The following is a 16734-nucleotide window of genomic DNA, read 5'->3' as shown; positions in this document are numbered from 1 at the left end:
GAAGCCGTTGAAGACTAGTATCGTCATAATCGATGACCATCAGCTTTTCCGTGAAGGCGTAAAGCGCATATTAGATTTTGAATCATCCTTTGATGTTGTTGCCGAGGGTGATGACGGAAGCGAAGCTATGGATCTTGTTGAAACACATAAACCTGATGTTGTTATCATGGATATCAACATGCCGAACATGAATGGGGTCGAAGCTACAAAAATGCTCGTGAGCCGTTATCCTGAAACAAAAGTCATCATCCTTTCCATCCATGATGATGAAAACTACGTGCAGCACGCATTGAAAACAGGAGCACAAGGTTATCTGTTGAAAGAGATGGACGCAGACGCGTTGATCGATGCTGTGCGTGTAGTCGCTGAAGGCGGCTCATACCTTCATCCGAAGGTCACCCATAACTTAGTTAAAGAATATCGCCGCTTAGCAGCTGAAGAGGGTGCTGATCGTGATTCCGTACATACGATAGAAATCAGGAGGCCGCTTCACCTATTGACTCGACGCGAATGTGAAGTGCTTCAGCTTTTAGCTGACGGGAAAAGCAACCGGGCCATCGGCGAAACTCTATATATCAGTGAAAAAACAGTCAAGAACCATGTGAGTAACATTCTTCAGAAGATGAATGTGAATGACCGTACACAAGCGGTTGTCCTAGCTATTAAAAACGGCTGGGTAGAAGTTAAGTAATTAAAGCGTTCGATAAGTCCGGCTCTTCAGATTCCGCAATGCGTGCTGAAGGGCTGGATTTTTTTTGATGTGATTACATTCAAATTTTTGGTAATTCAAAAAGCTATTTAATGCAAATAAAGGCATTTTCAGATAGAATGTTGAATATGATACGAAGTAAATTTTTATAAGGATGGTACTATTATGAAAACCGCAGTCGTAACAGATAGCACTGCATATATACCAAAGGAAATGCGTGATCGTTTACATATACATATGATGCCGCTTAATGTCATTTTTTCCAATGAAGCTTACCGGGAGGAAATTGATATTACTGCGGATGAGTTTTATGAGGAAGTAAAGAGGCAGGAGAAATTACCGACCACTTCACAGCCCCCAATCGGGAAGTTTGTCGAGAAGTTCGAGGAACTCCAAAAAGAATATGATGATGTTATTTCCATTCATTTATCGAGCGGCATCAGCGGAACGTATCAAGGAGCGGTATCTGCAGGTGAAATGGTCGAGGGAATCAGGGTTCATGCCTTTGATTCGGAAATCAGCTGCATGGTACAGGGGTTTTACGTGATCGAGGCGGCAAAGATGGCACTTGATGGCAAAGGTGCAGAAGAAATCATGGCCAGGCTTGAAGAAATGAAACCATCGGTCAAGGCATGCTTCATGGCAGATGACCTCTCCCATCTCCAGCGCGGCGGCCGCTTAAGCAGTGCCCAAGCTTTGATCGGCAGTCTGCTTCAAGTGAAGCCGGTGCTCCATTTTGTTGATAAAGTCATCGTCCCATTCGAAAAAATCCGTACAAGGAAAAAAGCGATGAAACGGATTGCTGATTTACTTGGAGAAGACGCGGCTAGCGGCGAGAAATATAAAGCCGTCATCATTCATGCAAAACGGGAAAGTGAAGCTAAAGAGTGGAAAGCGGAACTTGAAGCCCGGTTCCCGAATGTCGAATTCGACATCAGCTACTTCGGTCCAGTAATCGGAACGCATCTGGGCGAAGGCTCGATGGGGATGGGCTGGTATAAAATTTAAGCTGTGACGCCTTTACTAAGTGAAAGGCGTTTTTTTTATGAACAAAAAGGAATCCGGGAGTTAAAAGCGAATGATAAGGGGGAGTGTAATTTATCAAGAAATGGAGGTTGCAGTTTGAAAAAAATGAGTATTTCCCCGCCTTATTCCCCTGAACTTCAGAACCATCTCACCGGTAAACATCTTTTGGACTTCGAAATCCCCTTCTCCCAAGAAATCCTCACAGAGCACCTCAAGAATGGGTATGTCTCGGAAACTTGCGGCGTGCAATCCGGGAACGGCAGTTATCACTGTGTACGCTGCGGTAACGAAGATCAAACCTTGTTTTATACTTTCCCTTGCAAGATTTGCAATCAAGATTGCACTTACTGCCGCTCATGCATCATGATGGGACGGGTCAGTGAATGTGCAAAGCTTTATAGGTGGACAGGTCCCGGCATTCAATATACGATTCCTGACAATGTGATGAGGTGGACAGGCACTTTATCGGCAGGTCAACAGAATGCGTCCGACTGTGTCGTTGAAGCCGTAAACGGAAAAGATGAATTCCTGGTATGGGCTGTATGCGGGGCAGGGAAGACAGAGGTATTATTTCCAGCGATTGAGGCAGCCTTGCTTGCCGGGAAACGGATTTGTTTGGCAACACCGCGGACCGATGTCGTTCTCGAACTCTCCCCAAGGTTAAAAAAAGCTTTTCCTGCCATTGAAGTCACGACCCTCCATGCCGGCAGTGAAGATCGACATGGTTTTTCGCCACTGACCGTTTCCACGACCCATCAGCTTTTCCGTTTTATTGAAGCTTTCGATGTCATCATCGTTGATGAAGTCGATGCGTTTCCTTACTCAATGGATGATTCGCTGGATTATGCGGTTAATAAATCGAAAAAGGTATCCGCGGCAACCATCTACTTGACCGCCACACCTTCGAAGAGGATGCAGCGGCTATACCGAAGCGGCAAATTGAAAGCCTTCATAATCCCGGCCCGTTATCATCGCCAGCCAATCCCCGTTCCTGAAATGAAGTGGAGCGGCAATTGGCAAAAACTATTCCTTCAACAAAAGATTCCATCGAAAATCAACGCATGGGTAAGTGAGCGCCTTAACCAGAATATCCCCTTCCTATTGTTTTTTCCAAGCATCAGAGTGATGGAGCAAGTCCTTCCGCTGTTTCAAAGGCTGTCCCCTGAATTATCGATTGTCCACTCCCGGCACCCTGATCGAAAGGAAAAAGTAATGGCCTTAAGGAATGGACTCGTTCCGGGATTACTGACCACGACCATCCTGGAACGGGGCGTGACAATCGAGCGGTTGGAAGTAGCCGTGATCGGTGCTGAACATGAAGTGTTTTCTGATAGTGCTCTCGTTCAGATTGCCGGCAGGGTAGGGAGAAGCTTTGCGAACCCTTCCGGGACGGTCACCTTTTTTCATTACGGTAAAAGTGAAGCGATGGCCGAGGCGGTCCACCATATACAAATGATGAATAAAAATGCCATGAAAAGGGGGCTGCTGGATGAATAGATGTCTAGTTTGTGATGAAGGAATGAAGCAAGACTTGACATGGAGGAGCCTGCTTAAACAGGCCGAGGCAAGGGCAATCTGTGAAGGATGTGAGGGGAAACTTAATAGGATAACCGGAGAAACATGTACAATGTGCTCAAGGGAGCTGGGAGGGGATCATATGACAGGTGGCCTTTGTCTCGATTGTTCAAGATGGGAAAGGAATAGGGAATGGGGAGGCTATTTGTCGAAGAACATAGCGCTATTTCATTATAATGAATACTTAAAAGACCTGATTGCTAAATATAAGTACCGGGGTGATTATGCGTTAGCTGAGGTTTTCGTCCCTTTTTTGAAAGAAAGGTTAAAGGACATGGAGTTTGACCTGGTAACGGCCATCCCGCTTAGCGATGAACGGCTTAAGGAGCGGGGATTCAACCAGGGACAGGCTTTGGCAGATCTAGTTGGACTTCATACGGTTGAGACCTTGACAAGAATCCATACCGAAAAACAATCAAAAAAATCTCGTCAAGAGAGAATGTCATTACCGCAGGTTTTTCAGGTCATGCAATCTGATTTGCTGGAGCATAAATCCATTTTGATCATCGATGACATTTACACAACAGGAACAACTCTCAGGCATGCAGCAAAGGCATTGATAACGGCTGGGGCCAAAGAAGTATCATCCATCACCCTGGCTAGGTGAAAAAGCTTATTTTAATAAAAGTTCCTAAAGTATCGCCGGGATTATTCGATATATACAGTACTGAAGAATAATCGCCGTGATGGTGAAGGAGGGGCCTCGATGGATGTATTCAACTGTCCAAACTGTAATTCGTTATTCGTTATGATAAAGTTCCGTGATGTGTGCGATGCCTGTTATAAAGAAGAAGAAGCCCAATATGATAAAGTGTATGCATATATTCGCAAGAAAACAAATAGAACGGCGTCCATGATGCAGGTGGTTATGGAAACCGGCGTTGAAGAAAGGTTAATTATTAAATTTATTAGAACCGGAAAGCTGAGAATTTCACAGTTTCCCAATCTCGGAATTCCTTGTGGAAAGTGCGGCGCCAACATCAAGAGCGGAAGGTTATGCGACAAATGCGGCGATTCGCTGCGTACGGATTTGCAGGCATTCGAAAATGAAGAAAAGCGCCTGACTGAAATTCAAGGAAATGATAAAAAAAATACGTACTACATGAAGGATGAGCAAAAAGGGTAATTCATGGAAACATGATGCCGTTTTTGTTAAAATATTCGATATTGAGAACAATATTCGACAATGGGTGTCGAAGGAAAGATTACAGCAAACAATTAATGAAATCCGTTCCTTGTCGATAATAAAGATAGGGAGAATAACACAATCCAGAGCCATTTTCATGTGTTAAGGAATCGAAACATAATGGGATTTATTAAATCGACCGAAGGAGAGGATCTGGAATATGAAAATCAATAACGTCGGTATGACGGGTGTTAACCCTTATAATCTTCAAACCAATAAAACGGGGAATATCAAAGAATCCAAGGTCAAATCCTCGGATAAAGTTGAAATTTCTTCATCGGCAAAAGAAATGCAGCAATCATCTCCGATTCTTGCTGCAAGACAAGCAAAAGTGGATGAACTGAAAATCCAGGTTGAAAAAGGTAATTATAAATTGAATGCACAAGCAACGGCTAAGGGTCTCATCGATTTTTACCGGAAATGAATTTTCCATGAAAAAGAAGCTTGAATGAAGTGGACGGAGCCAGTTTCCGTCCTTCATTTATGAGCGGAGGAGGCAGCGAAATGACTGCACGGAACATCATCGGATCGCTTGAAAAATTGATCAAGCTGCATAAAAGCTTCAATCAATTGGCGATAAGAAAAACGGCCATTTTGAAAGTAAATGATACCGAGGCGATTACTGCCCTGCTGATTTCGGAACAAAAGCATATTAAAGCGATCAGTCAGACGGATAAGGAGAGAGAAAGGGCAGTCGAGGAGTTTCTTGCAGCCAATGGAACGGCGGGACAGCCTGCCACCATCCAGACCGTGACGGAACTGACAGGACCAGAAGAAACGGAAGTCCTTGAAATGCTAAAAGCGGCATTGATCGATGAAGTGGCAAAGCTGAAGGAGCGGAACGGTTTAAATCAGCAATTGATCTATCAGTCCCTTCAATTCATCAATGTCTCTTTGGATATGCTGAGACCTCAGCACCAGAACCTGAATTATGGGGATTCGATTGGGAAAACGACGAAAATCGGCATGGGAATGTTCGATTCCAAAGCATAAGAAACAGAAAAAAGATGGAGGTGCGAGCAATTGATTTCAACCTTTATGGGTCTTGAGACCGCCAAACGCGGATTATCCGCCTCTCAAGGGGCCTTGTATACAACAGGAAATAACGTGGCCAATGCCAATACTTTAGGATATTCAAGGCAGCGGGTCAACCTGGTCCAGACGTCGGGCTTTCCTACTGTCGGTTTGAACAGCCCGCGCGTTGCCGGCCAAATCGGGACAGGGGTTGCAGCTGAAACGGTTCAACGGATCCGGGACAGTTTCCTGGACGCACAATACAGGACACAAAGTAATAAAATCGGTTATTACGGGGCCATGAGCGAATCCCTGACGAAAATGGAAGGCGTCATGAATGAACCGACCGACAGCGGGTTGGCCGCCACGATGGAGAAGTTCTGGAATTCGCTGCAGGGGCTGACGGCGAATACGGAAAACTCCGGGGCGCGTGAAGTCGCTGCCTCGACGGGCGTCATGGTCGCGGAAACCCTAAACTACTACTATAACTCGCTAACGAACGTTCAAACGGATATCGGAAATCAAATAAACGTCAAAGCGAACGAAATCAATACGCTCATCAGCAGTATTGATCAGCTTAACCAACAGATCAGCAAAGTGGAGCCGCATGGTTATATCCCCAATGACCTTTATGATAAACGTGATGTGCTCGTGGACAATCTCTCACAGCTTGTCAGCATTAAAGTGAATAACGTCATTCCGACGGATTACGGCAGAGCCAGCGATGTAGCCACAGGGCTATACAACATCGAATTGATGCAAGAAGACGGTTCGTCTTTTGTGCCGCCCATCAATCTGGTCAGTGTTAACCAAACCGGGATGGTGGGAACTTCGAAAGTTGAAGTTAGCCATGATAAAACGACAGGCATGGTGGACGGATTGAAGTTTGGTTCGAAAACATTGACCGATTACAATTTCTCGGGGGAACTGTCCGGTTTGATCAAAAGCTTCGGCTATAAGAAGGCTGATGGCACGACCGGCGGCGCTTATCCTGATATGCTGAAAAAGCTCGATAATATGACGGCCGCTTTCGTGAATGAGTTCAATGCCATCCATAAACAAGGGTATGCCTTAGGTGATGGCAACACTTCAACTTTGAACTTCTTTGAACTTGAACCTGGTAAGAGTGCCGCCCAAAGCATCAAGGTGAATGGTGAAATCGTTAAGGATCCCACAAAAATTGCCGCAGGCGGAAAAAGCGGAGGGGCATCCGGGGATAATGAAAATGCCAAACTCCTGGCTGACCTGAAAAAGAAGGCGTTCAGTGAATACTCGACTAAAGACCAAAACTCTGACGAATTGACGGGAAGCTTCGACACCTATTATTCCGGTATCATCGGAAAGCTTGGTGTGGATTCCCAAAGCGCCCAAAAGAACCTTTCCAACTCTGTCGTCCTTGCTGCATCGGTTAACCAAAATAGGGATTCCATCAGTTCCGTATCCCTTGATGAAGAAATGACGGACATGATCAAATTCCAGCAGGCATACAACGCATCTGCAAGGATGATGACGATGATGGATGAAATGCTGGACAAAATCATAAACGGAATGGGTACAGCAGGCCGATGATAGGAGGGGACGAATATGCGGGTAACGCAATCGATGCTAACCAATAATATGCTGAGCAATTTAAGCAGCAGTTACGAAAAGATGTCCAAGCTGCAAGAACAGGTCTCTTCTCAAAAGAAGTTCTCCAAGCCATCCGATAACCCTGTTGCGGCCATGATGGGAATGGGGTACCGGACAAACCTCAATCAAATAGGGCAGTATCAAAGTAACATTGCCGAAGCGACCAATTGGATCGACAGCACGGATGATGCCATTACTGAAAGTGTTTCCGCCATGCAGCGGATTCGTGAATTAACCGTTCAAGGCAGCAATGGCACGTATGAAGGGGAACAACTGAAAACCATTACAGAAGAAATTAAACAATTAAAAGAACATCTCATAACTCTTGGCGACACACAGATTGGCGGGAAGTATATTTTCAACGGCCAGGATACGAATGTGAGACCATCGTCCGTTAAAGATGGCAATGGAAATACCGTGTATGGCACAGGGGACATAAACCTTGAAGTGTTTTCCGGGATATCCCTTAAAATCAATACGGACGGTTCCAAGATTTTTGGTGATGCACTAGCTGCCGGCGGAAGCATCGACCAGACAATCGAGGCACTGGAAAACGGCGGCGACGTGACTGGCACGCTGGAAGGGCTTGACGCAACGATAAATACCTTCTTAGGCATGCAGGCACAGGTTGGCGCAAGGCAAAATCGGATTGAGCTGATGACGGACCGTCTCAAGCAGCAGGAGGTATTTGCCACTGAAATCCTTTCGAAAAATGAGGATGTCGATATCGAAAAGGCGATCATGGATTTGACGACCCAGGAAAGTGTCCATAGTGCGGCATTAAGTATCGGCGCAAAAATCATGCAGCCGAGTTTATTGGATTTTCTTCGCTAAGCTATTCTTAAATGGATAGCTTTTTTCTATAAGGAGTGTTGATGATGCAGATTCCGCAAATTAGATTGCAAACCAACCCAATGAAGATTGGATTGAATATAGAGCAACCTGTACAGCAAATCGAACAGAAGGCGGCTGTCCAATCCATTCAACAGCCGCAAGCGATCCTGGAGATTCAAACGACCCCAGGCAAGCTGACGATCGATCAGTCACAAGCAAGGGAAGACATGGATTTGAAAAGCCTCTCAAGAAGAGTCGATGAATTTGCGCAGCAGGGATATCAAGATTGGCTGGCGGGTATGGCAAGACGTGCGCAGCAGGGGACGGAGCTGAGGCATATTGAAAAAGGCGGTAATGCACTCGCTGAACAGGCCAGGCAAAACAGCAAAGGACCTGAGAAGCAGTTCAATCTCGGCTGGATTCCCTCTCCATTCAGCGTGAAGCTTGGCTACCAGCCAGCGGAAGTGAAGATTGAAGCAACCGCCCAAAAACCGATCATTGATGCTCAAATCAATAGGGTGAACCATACATACACACAAGGCAGTGTGAATGTCGAAATTCTACAAAAAAATGCGCTGGATATAGATTTCATCAATTTATATGCGGATGAGAAAGGAAAGTGAAAACATAGATGATCCTACAAACAAAATTTCATGGCGAACTCGAATTGGCAGAGAAAGAGATTTATTTATTTGAAAGCGGGATACCAGGATTTTTAGAAGAAAAAAAGTTTTGCTTACTAGCTTTGGATGACACACCCTTTTTCGTCCTGCAATCGATAGAAACAAAAGAGCTTGCCTTCATTGTGACCGATCCTTTTAAAGTGTTTCATGATTACGAAGTGAAGCTTACGGATGAGGTGTTATCTTCTTTACAAATAGAAACGGAACGGGAAGTCATCACTTTCGTCATCTTGACGATCCAGGACCCCTTCAATGAAACGACGGCGAATCTCCAGGCCCCAATCATCATAAACGGCCCTAAAAAAGTCGGAAAGCAATTCATCATGAACGCTAGTGAATACCGTACAAAGCACAAACTGTTTGAACCTCCAGCAGAACAGGAGGGGAAATGATGCTCGTATTGACCAGAAAACCGAATGAAGCGATCATGATTGGCGATGATATCGAAATTACGATCGTGTCCATTGAAGGGGATCAGATCAAACTCGGTATCAATGCCCCGAAAAACGTCGATATCCATAGGAAGGAAATCTATCTTTCCATTCAGCAGGAAAATAGAAAAGCCTCCAAAACAGAAACTAATTTTCTGGAAGGCATAAATGAGTATTTCAAGAAAAAATCGTAAAATCCGCTAAATATGTTTCCAAGCAGGTCGATATTAAGTATACAACGATGAGCAGTAAATAGGCGGCCGACTTATTCACAGCCCATCGTAAACAACCACATGGACGTGGGGACTTAAGACTCAAGGAGGAAACAAAAATGATCATCAATCACAATATCTCAGCTCTAAACACGCACCGTCAATTATCAAGTGCAACGAATGCACAATCAAAATCAATGGAGAAACTGGCTTCAGGCATGCGCATCAACCGTGCAGGCGATGACGCTGCCGGTCTTGCAATCTCTGAAAAAATGCGTGGACAAATCCGCGGATTGGATCAAGCTTCCCGTAACTCACAAGATGCTATCTCTTTAATCCAAACTGCTGAAGGTGCATTAAACGAAACGACTGACATCCTTCAACGCATGCGTGAACTTGCTACACAAGCAGCAACGGACACAAATACAACAAACGACCGTGGAGAAATCCAAAAAGAAATGGATTCATTAACATCTGAAATCAACCGTATCGGTAATACTACTGAATTCAATACGCAGAAATTATTGAATGGTTCTAAGGATTCAGCAACTGTAGCTCAAGCTGCAGTACCAGCTTCTCCTGCTAAGGCCGGAAGCGTAACATCAACAGGTACATTAAGTACAAATATAGGTGACACAGTAGTAGTAGATGGCAAAACCTTTACAGTTGCCGCAGCTAATGATGCCGCTGCTGGAGAGTTCACTGATCTTGATGGATTAATTGCTGCTATTGGTGCAGATGCTGAATTAAGCGCTAAGTACACTGCAACTAAAGATGGCGGACAACTTAAACTAGAACAAAAGCCTGGAACTGAATCTGCAACTGCAGCAACTATCACTGGAACTGGCGGTCTATCTGTAGATGCTGCTGAAACTGTAGTGGGATCTGCTGAAGTAAAAGCTAAAGAAGCTGTTGAAGCTGGTTCAGGACTTCAATTCCAAATCGGTGCTAACGAAAACCAAAGCCTGACACTTGAAATTGGTGATATGCGTGCAAGTGCCCTTAAATTAACGGGAATTGGTGATGGCTTTACAGCTAAGGCTAATGTGAGCAATGGTACAGATTCTACAGGCGTTGAAAAAGGTCTGGATGTTTCTAATGCTAAAAACGCATCAGCTGCTATCACAAAAATCCAAACTGCAATTGATACTGTATCAGCTGAACGGTCTAAACTAGGTGCTAACCAAAACCGTTTAGAGCATACGATCAACAACTTAGGTACTTCTTCTGAAAACCTGACAGCTGCTGAATCACGTGTTCGCGATACTGATATGGCTAAAACTATGATGGAGCAAACTAAAAACTCTATCTTGGCGCAAGCATCTCAAGCAATGCTAGCTCAAGCCAATCAGCAACCGCAGGGCGTTCTTCAGTTACTTCGTTAATTGAATAGTTAGCCTAACAAGAAGGGTCTGACACTTGTGTCAGGCTCTTTTTTTGTACTGATTGAAGGGTGTAAGGAACACTGCGATGTAGAAAAAAAGAGATTACTGCCCCTTAAAAAGGAAGGGAACATTCGTTTATGTCACCAAGGAACCCTATGGCTACAACCCTAATAGAGTATGATGGTACTGCAAAATACATAGATGAAGACGTCTGGTGAAACAGCTATCAATCACCGATTCCTATTATGTTCGCTGATTCATTTGAATAAAAAGGGAAGTCCTAAACAAGATTGTAGGTAAAAAGCTTTCTATCTAAATATTAAAACAAAGTTGATTGGAACGGAAGGTACGAGACTCCTGCGGGAGATACGTGTCCAAGGAAGACCCCGCAGGCGCAAATGCGCCGAGGAGGCTCCCGGACCGCCCGCGGAAAGCGAGTGCCTGGAGAGGAAATCAACGGTCACAGTATAAAATCCTCAAAACGTGTGGGCAATCGGGTTTCCATCTTAGATTTCATGGAGATCTGATAGGGACGGAAGGTACGAGACTCCTGCGGGAATACGCGTCCAAGGGAGACCCCGCAGGCGCAAAGCGCCGAGGAGGCTCCCCGGACCGCCGCGGAAAGCGCCTGGAGAGGAAATCAACGGTCACAGTATAAAATCCTCAAAACGTGTGGGCAATCGGGTTTCCATCCTAGATTTCATGGAGATCTGATTGGAACGGAAGGTACGAGACTCCTGCGGGAATACGCGTCCAAGGGAGACCCCGCAGGCGCAAAGCGCCGAGGAGGCTCCCCGGACCGCCCGCGGAAAGCAAGTGCCTGGAGTGGAAGTCAACGGTCACAGTATAAAATCCTCAAAACGTGTGGGCAATCGGGTTTCCATCTTAGATTTCATGGAGATCTGATTGGAACGGAAGGTACGAGACTCCTGCGGGAATACGCGTCCACGGGAGACCCCGCAGGCGCAAAGCGCCGAGGAGGCTCCCCGGACCGCCCGCGGAAAGCGAGTGCCTGGAGAGGAAATCAACGGTCAAATTTTAAACCTAAAACAACTGTTGACTCCAAATATTTTTCTGGAGTTTTTTTATAGACTCTCTAGTCTGAAGTTGAAACCAAACTCAAACCTTCGCACTAAATATAAAACTCTAAGAACCGATATAAAAAGTAAAGAAATCATATTGGGGGCCATTTAGATGCTGGAGAGTTTGTCCACGAATATTCTTTCCTCACAACTTAGAACAGCAATCTCGGAAGGAATCAGTTCTTATTATCAGCGTGAAATGAATACACTTGCCTATTCGGAACAAAGAGTGGAATCTACTGTTGAGCCTTCACAAGAAAAGGTGCGGGAAATGGTGGATAGTTTGAACACCTTCCTGAATCCGACACATACGGCCGTTCGTTTTGAATATCATGAGAAGCTGAATGAGTACTATGTCAAGGTAGTGGATGACGTGACGGATGAGACGATCAGGGAAATTCCCCCGAAGAAGTTATTGGATTTCTATGCGGCAATGACAGAGTTTGTCGGCATAATGGTGGATGAAAAAATATAAGCGGGTGATCAATTTTGGTACGAATCAGTGGTTTAGCAAGCGGGATGGACATTGATGAATTAGTTAAGAGCATGATGCAGGCAGAACGGGTGCCGTTGGATAAACTGACACAGAAAAAGCAGTATTCCGAGTGGCAGCGGGATGATTACCGTTCGATGAATACAGCTTTATCAGAATTGGATACGCTTATTCGTGATGGTATTGGAAAGCAGTCTTCCTTCATTAAAAAGAAGGTGACGGTATCGAATCCAGATGCTGTATCAGTGAAAAATGTGAATTCGACCAGTGATTTTTCCGGGAATATAAAAGTGAATGGACTTGCCAAGGCGGCAACCATGACAAGTACGGAAAAATCAGCTGTTACCGACCCCAAAAAGAAACTATCGGAATTGGGTATCACGACTCCCCAAGATATTACGATACTGACCATCAATAAGGATGGCGGTTTTGATACGGAAGTAAAAGATGGAGCAACAGTGGAAAAACCGTATACACTTACCCTTAATGCGGACGATACGTTAGAAAGTGTCATAAATAAAATTAATGCTAACTCGGGAGTGACTCTATTTTTCGATGAGACGTACCAGAAATTTTCCATCACTGCTAAAAATACCGGTGATGCAAAAGATCGGCCTGAAATTGAGTTAGGGGGTACTGGAGATTTCTTCAATGTGCTAAAAATGAGCAGTAACAATGAAGGGGCTGGCGGCTCAAAAGGGGAAAATGCGTCCATTGTTTATAATGGACTGGAAATTTCCCGGCCTTCGAATACGTTTCAGATTAATGGAGCGGAAATAACGGTAAAGCAAAAAACGACGGATACAGTCACATTCTCATCAACAGCTGATGTCGATGCTATCCTGGACACGATCACTCAGTTTGTGAATAAATACAATGAAGCCATTAAAAAGGTTCAAGATAAAACGGGTGAAGCGAAATATCGCTCCTTTACCCCGCTTACCTCTGAGCAAAAAAAGGCAATGACAGAGGATGAAGTGAAGCTGTGGGAAGAAAAAGCGAAGAGCGGAACGTTAAAAAGCGATTCGACCTTAAAAAGTCTCCTGACCACAATGAGGTCATCCCTATACACTTCGGTGGATGGAATCACTGGAAAAAACAATCTCAGCAGTTTGGGAATCACCACCACCAAGAATTATTTGGAAGGCGGTAAATTAACGATTGATGAGGACAAGCTCCGGGCAGCCATTAGTGAGGATCCGAATGCGATCTATGATATGTTCATGGCCAATGGGGCGGAAAAGAGCGACAAAGGACTCGCACGCCGGTTAAGGGATGATATAGAATCATCCATGAAGGCGATTACTGAAAAAGCCGGGAAGGCCGGATATGTTAATAACAATTTTACAATCGGAAAATTGGTTGATGGACTGGATAAGAAGATTTCAACATTTGAAGCCAAGTTAACGAAATTGGAATCGCGCTATTACAACCAGTTCACGGCGATGGAAAAAGCGATTCAAAAGGCAAACAGCCAAAGTGCATCGTTAGCTTCTTATTTTAGTTAAGGTATGTCGGAAAGGAAGTTCAATATGGCAATGAATAATCCATATCAATCGTATCAGCAAAATTCAGTCAATACAGCATCACCGGGAGAGCTTACATTAATGCTTTATAATGGCTGTTTGAAGTTCATCATGCTTGGGAAGAAAGCCATTGAAGCAGGAAATATCGAGGTGAAGAATACGAACATCATCAAGGCGCAAACTATTATCCGTGAATTGATGGTGACGCTGAATATGGATGCGGATGTATCCAAAGATATGATGAGTCTGTATGATTTCATGAACCGGCGTCTGATCGAAGCGAATCTGAAAAATGACGTTTCTGCTTTGGAAGAAGTGGAAGGACTTGTTACGGAGTTCCGGAATACGTGGAAGGAAGTAATCCAGATCAACCGGAAAAAACAATTCACCCAAAGCGGTCAAGTGTAATGGTGACTAGAGCCTTTCATGATTTGACTGCTGAATTACTTGCCGTACTGGAAGATCGCACGATTACAGAGCGTGATGTTAAAATAGAAAGGGTTACAAAGCTGATTGATCAGCGGGATGGACTCCTTTCTCAAATCAAACCTCCTTTTACTGCTGAAGAGCAGCAGCTGGGACGTGCAGTCCTGTTGCTCAACCAACAGGTCGATCACTTGCTGAAGCTCCAAAAGCAGGAGATAAAGCGAGATATCCAGGAAATGAATAAGAAGAAAAAATCTTCCAATAAATACACGAATCCGTATGAAAGTCTATCAGTGGATGGCGTGTTCTATGATAAAAGAAATTGATTTCCTTACCTTTTGGAGTCCAAACGGTTTTTATGTTAAATATTTTTAAATTTTCTGTAAATAAAATAGGCTTAATTTTTTCTTTCTAGCATAGCATTTGATATAATGAAGCTAGGGCAGACATCAACCCTTTTCAAACCTTCCGACAATTGTTTCATTATTTCGACATATTTCATGATGTGTTTCTAAAAGGAACCGGAGGGGTATTGTAGAATCTAACTGTATAGTCTTAATTTAAGGAGGACTCACTTTATGAATTACAACGTACGCGGTGAAAACATTGAGGTAACTCCAGCAATTCGAGAATACGTCGAAAAGAAAATTGGCAAGTTAGAACGATATTTTAACAATACACCAGATGCAAATGTGTTAGTCAATTTAAAAGTGAACAATAATACATCAAAGGTCGAAGTGACGATTCCCATGCAGAATTTGGTTCTTCGCGCTGAAGAGGAAAATGCGGATATGTATGCTGCCATTGACTTGATCAATGATAAGCTTGAACGCCAAATTCGTAAACATAAAACGAAGGTCAATCGGAAGTTCCGAAACAATCTATCGACTACACCCGATGCATTCGCCTTCAATACGGAAGCTGACGAAGTGGTGGATGAATTCGAAGACGATAATGATATTGAAGTGGTCCGCAATAAACGCTTTGATTTAAAGCCAATGGACAGTGAAGAAGCGATTTTACAAATGAATATGCTTGGTCACAGTTTCTTCGTTTACACGAATGCGGATACTAATACAACAAACGTAGTGTACCGCCGAAAAGATGGACGCTATGGATTGATTGAACCTAGTTAATTATAATTCTAAGATTAAAAGCACAGCCCAGCCTCTGGGTTGTGCTTTTTTGCATGTTGATAGAATCCGTTTGAAACGTAAAAAATGATTGCTTCTTTTGTTCTCTAAAACACACGAAAGTTCACTTAAGAGAGCACTATTTGTTCTTCATTAAGATAAATAGTTAATTTTACCTATCCAAATACCCCTATCTTTTGCACTACACTATACTCGAATTGTTAGTTCTTTAAAAAGAACAACCAGTGTAGAAAACAATTTGATCAAGTTGCAGAGGGGGTTGGATTATTTGTATCGAAAGAATTGCCATACATGCCATAGGGCTTCTTTTAGCAGTGCGGAATATGGAAAGTGGCTTTGCCCGACCTGCGGTGAGGATTTAACTGCGCAAAAAGCCCACGATGCACATACAATCGAGAGAATCAATACACCCCAACGAAATTTTAAGCAGAGTAATATTTACTATTATACAAGAAAACGAAATTGAATTAGTCTATGAAAAATCACCTGAACTTAAAATTTTCTTAATATTGTAATATTTTGTCGGATGAAAGTTTTTGCATTTATGTGGATTACCGACATAAAATAGCAATATATGGAGTACGTATCCGTTATAATATGATTATAGGTAATGTATTTGGTAATAAATACCACGACAAAGGCAAACTCCTTGAAAAATGAGGGCGCAAAGGCACAGGTCTAAGGTCCTTGTGACTATGATGGCTGGTCTGCCTGAAATACAAGAGTATTTTAGGAGGTAGAAGAGGTGGCTAATGTGGAAATGGATCAAGAGTGGGTGAAATTGATTTCTGAAGCAAGAAGCTTGGGTTTCAAAAAAGAGGAAATCATTGCTTTTTTAAAACGGGAAAGTCTTGAGGCAACATTTGAGGAGAACGATGGAAAATAGGTTCCGAACAAATTCAAGAACATCCCTATAAACAGTGGTTCGATTCATTAACTGTTTATAGGGTTTATTCTTCCTTGGGATTCTTGAGAGTTTAGCTTATTCAAACTGTATTCTTCAGGCTTATGTAGGTAAACTAGTGCACTACCACTCTACTCTTCTTTATCTTTTCTCCATTTATTAAACTCGATGAATTCCCTGAATTGTTGTTTTGAGACACCCGAATTCATGGCTTCCTCAACGATTTTCATCCAGTCATTGTCCAAGGTTTCCTTATTTGGTGCATCGTAAAGCAGGGCATCAACAGGGATGTTAAGTACGGAGGAGATTTTTTCAAGAAATTGAATAGAAGGATTCGTTTGTAAGTTCCGCTCGAGCGAACTTAAATAAGACTTTGCAACACCTGCTTTATCGGCAAGTTCAGTCATCGACATTTTCTTTTCTTCTCGCAGTTTTTTTACACGTTCACCAATCATCAATACCACC

At 43.6% G+C, this 16734-nt stretch carries 20 protein-coding genes and 1 riboswitch; of the genes, 19 read left to right on the top strand and 1 reads right to left on the bottom strand.

Annotated elements, in window-relative coordinates:
• The first annotated feature begins 7 nt into the window (after nucleotides 1-7).
• From MHB45_RS23215 to sinI, 19 genes are all read left to right on the top strand, one after another.
• Nucleotides 8-691, top strand: a complete 684-nt coding sequence (locus tag MHB45_RS23215) for a response regulator (protein ID WP_048687855.1) — start codon at nucleotides 8-10, stop codon at nucleotides 689-691.
• A 183-nt stretch (nucleotides 692-874) separates the two neighbouring features.
• Nucleotides 875-1717: a DegV family protein gene (locus MHB45_RS23210; protein WP_338566777.1), complete on the top strand. Its 843-nt coding sequence runs from the start codon at nucleotides 875-877 to the stop codon at nucleotides 1715-1717.
• Nucleotides 1718-1840: 123 nt separating this feature from the next.
• Nucleotides 1841-3232 (top strand): DEAD/DEAH box helicase, encoded by a 1392-nt coding sequence (locus tag MHB45_RS23205; protein WP_048687879.1) that lies wholly within the window; start codon nucleotides 1841-1843, stop codon nucleotides 3230-3232.
• Nucleotides 3225-3917, top strand: coding sequence for a ComF family protein (locus MHB45_RS23200; RefSeq protein ID WP_048687859.1), 693 nt, complete (start codon nucleotides 3225-3227; stop codon nucleotides 3915-3917). The genes MHB45_RS23205 and MHB45_RS23200 overlap by 8 nt, the downstream gene beginning before the upstream one ends.
• A gap of 99 nt (nucleotides 3918-4016) precedes the next feature.
• Nucleotides 4017-4436, top strand: coding sequence for a TIGR03826 family flagellar region protein (locus tag MHB45_RS23195; RefSeq protein WP_048687860.1), 420 nt, complete (start codon nucleotides 4017-4019; stop codon nucleotides 4434-4436).
• Nucleotides 4437-4656: 220 nt separating this feature from the next.
• Nucleotides 4657-4920: a flagellar biosynthesis anti-sigma factor FlgM gene (flgM, locus tag MHB45_RS23190; RefSeq protein ID WP_048687862.1), complete on the top strand. Its 264-nt coding sequence runs from the start codon at nucleotides 4657-4659 to the stop codon at nucleotides 4918-4920.
• An 80-nt stretch (nucleotides 4921-5000) separates the two neighbouring features.
• Nucleotides 5001-5489, top strand: a complete 489-nt coding sequence (locus MHB45_RS23185; protein WP_048687863.1) for a flagellar protein FlgN — start codon at nucleotides 5001-5003, stop codon at nucleotides 5487-5489.
• A gap of 30 nt (nucleotides 5490-5519) precedes the next feature.
• Complete coding sequence (gene flgK, locus MHB45_RS23180) at nucleotides 5520-7079, top strand: flagellar hook-associated protein FlgK (protein ID WP_072272251.1); 1560 nt, start codon at nucleotides 5520-5522, stop codon at nucleotides 7077-7079.
• Between the two features lie 15 nt (nucleotides 7080-7094).
• On the top strand, nucleotides 7095-7973 hold the full coding sequence (gene flgL / locus MHB45_RS23175) for a flagellar hook-associated protein FlgL (protein ID WP_048687867.1): 879 nt from the start codon (nucleotides 7095-7097) through the stop codon (nucleotides 7971-7973).
• 44 nt (nucleotides 7974-8017) lie between these two features.
• Nucleotides 8018-8596: a DUF6470 family protein gene (locus MHB45_RS23170; protein WP_072272253.1), complete on the top strand. Its 579-nt coding sequence runs from the start codon at nucleotides 8018-8020 to the stop codon at nucleotides 8594-8596.
• An 8-nt stretch (nucleotides 8597-8604) separates the two neighbouring features.
• On the top strand, nucleotides 8605-9048 hold the full coding sequence (gene fliW, locus MHB45_RS23165; protein ID WP_340908114.1) for a flagellar assembly protein FliW: 444 nt from the start codon (nucleotides 8605-8607) through the stop codon (nucleotides 9046-9048).
• On the top strand, nucleotides 9048-9281 hold the full coding sequence (csrA, locus tag MHB45_RS23160; protein ID WP_048687872.1) for a carbon storage regulator CsrA: 234 nt from the start codon (nucleotides 9048-9050) through the stop codon (nucleotides 9279-9281). The genes fliW and csrA overlap by 1 nt, the downstream gene beginning before the upstream one ends.
• A gap of 137 nt (nucleotides 9282-9418) precedes the next feature.
• Complete coding sequence (locus tag MHB45_RS23155; RefSeq protein ID WP_161922089.1) at nucleotides 9419-10684, top strand: flagellin N-terminal helical domain-containing protein; 1266 nt, start codon at nucleotides 9419-9421, stop codon at nucleotides 10682-10684.
• A gap of 1194 nt (nucleotides 10685-11878) precedes the next feature.
• Nucleotides 11879-12241, top strand: a complete 363-nt coding sequence (gene flaG, locus MHB45_RS23150) for a flagellar protein FlaG (RefSeq protein ID WP_053087395.1) — start codon at nucleotides 11879-11881, stop codon at nucleotides 12239-12241.
• A 14-nt stretch (nucleotides 12242-12255) separates the two neighbouring features.
• Nucleotides 12256-13767 (top strand): flagellar hook-associated protein 2, encoded by a 1512-nt coding sequence (locus MHB45_RS23145; protein ID WP_081088490.1) that lies wholly within the window; start codon nucleotides 12256-12258, stop codon nucleotides 13765-13767.
• 24 nt (nucleotides 13768-13791) lie between these two features.
• Nucleotides 13792-14193 carry a flagellar export chaperone FliS gene (gene fliS / locus MHB45_RS23140; RefSeq protein WP_048684011.1) on the top strand — a complete coding sequence of 134 codons (402 nt, stop codon included), beginning with the start codon at nucleotides 13792-13794 and terminating at the stop codon, nucleotides 14191-14193.
• Nucleotides 14193-14537, top strand: coding sequence for a hypothetical protein (locus MHB45_RS23135; RefSeq protein ID WP_048684015.1), 345 nt, complete (start codon nucleotides 14193-14195; stop codon nucleotides 14535-14537). Before fliS ends, MHB45_RS23135 begins: the two co-directional genes overlap by 1 nt.
• A gap of 252 nt (nucleotides 14538-14789) precedes the next feature.
• Nucleotides 14790-15347, top strand: coding sequence for a ribosome hibernation-promoting factor, HPF/YfiA family (gene hpf / locus MHB45_RS23130; protein WP_048684017.1), 558 nt, complete (start codon nucleotides 14790-14792; stop codon nucleotides 15345-15347).
• A 647-nt stretch (nucleotides 15348-15994) separates the two neighbouring features.
• A riboswitch (cyclic di-GMP riboswitch) is annotated at nucleotides 15995-16080 on the top strand.
• Between the two features lie 30 nt (nucleotides 16081-16110).
• Complete coding sequence (gene sinI, locus MHB45_RS23125; protein WP_081088491.1) at nucleotides 16111-16251, top strand: DNA-binding anti-repressor SinI; 141 nt, start codon at nucleotides 16111-16113, stop codon at nucleotides 16249-16251.
• A 149-nt stretch (nucleotides 16252-16400) separates the two neighbouring features.
• On the opposite strand, the gene MHB45_RS23120 is transcribed toward sinI, so the two are convergent.
• Nucleotides 16401-16724 carry a helix-turn-helix domain-containing protein gene (locus tag MHB45_RS23120; protein ID WP_048684020.1) on the bottom strand — a complete coding sequence of 108 codons (324 nt, stop codon included), beginning with the start codon at nucleotides 16722-16724 and terminating at the stop codon, nucleotides 16401-16403.
• Nucleotides 16725-16734: the final 10 nt, after the last annotated feature.

Source organism: Peribacillus sp. FSL K6-5616, assembly GCF_038008245.1.
GTDB lineage: Bacteria > Bacillota > Bacilli > Bacillales > DSM-1321 > Peribacillus > Peribacillus frigoritolerans.
This window is presented reverse-complemented; position numbering and strand designations above follow the sequence as displayed.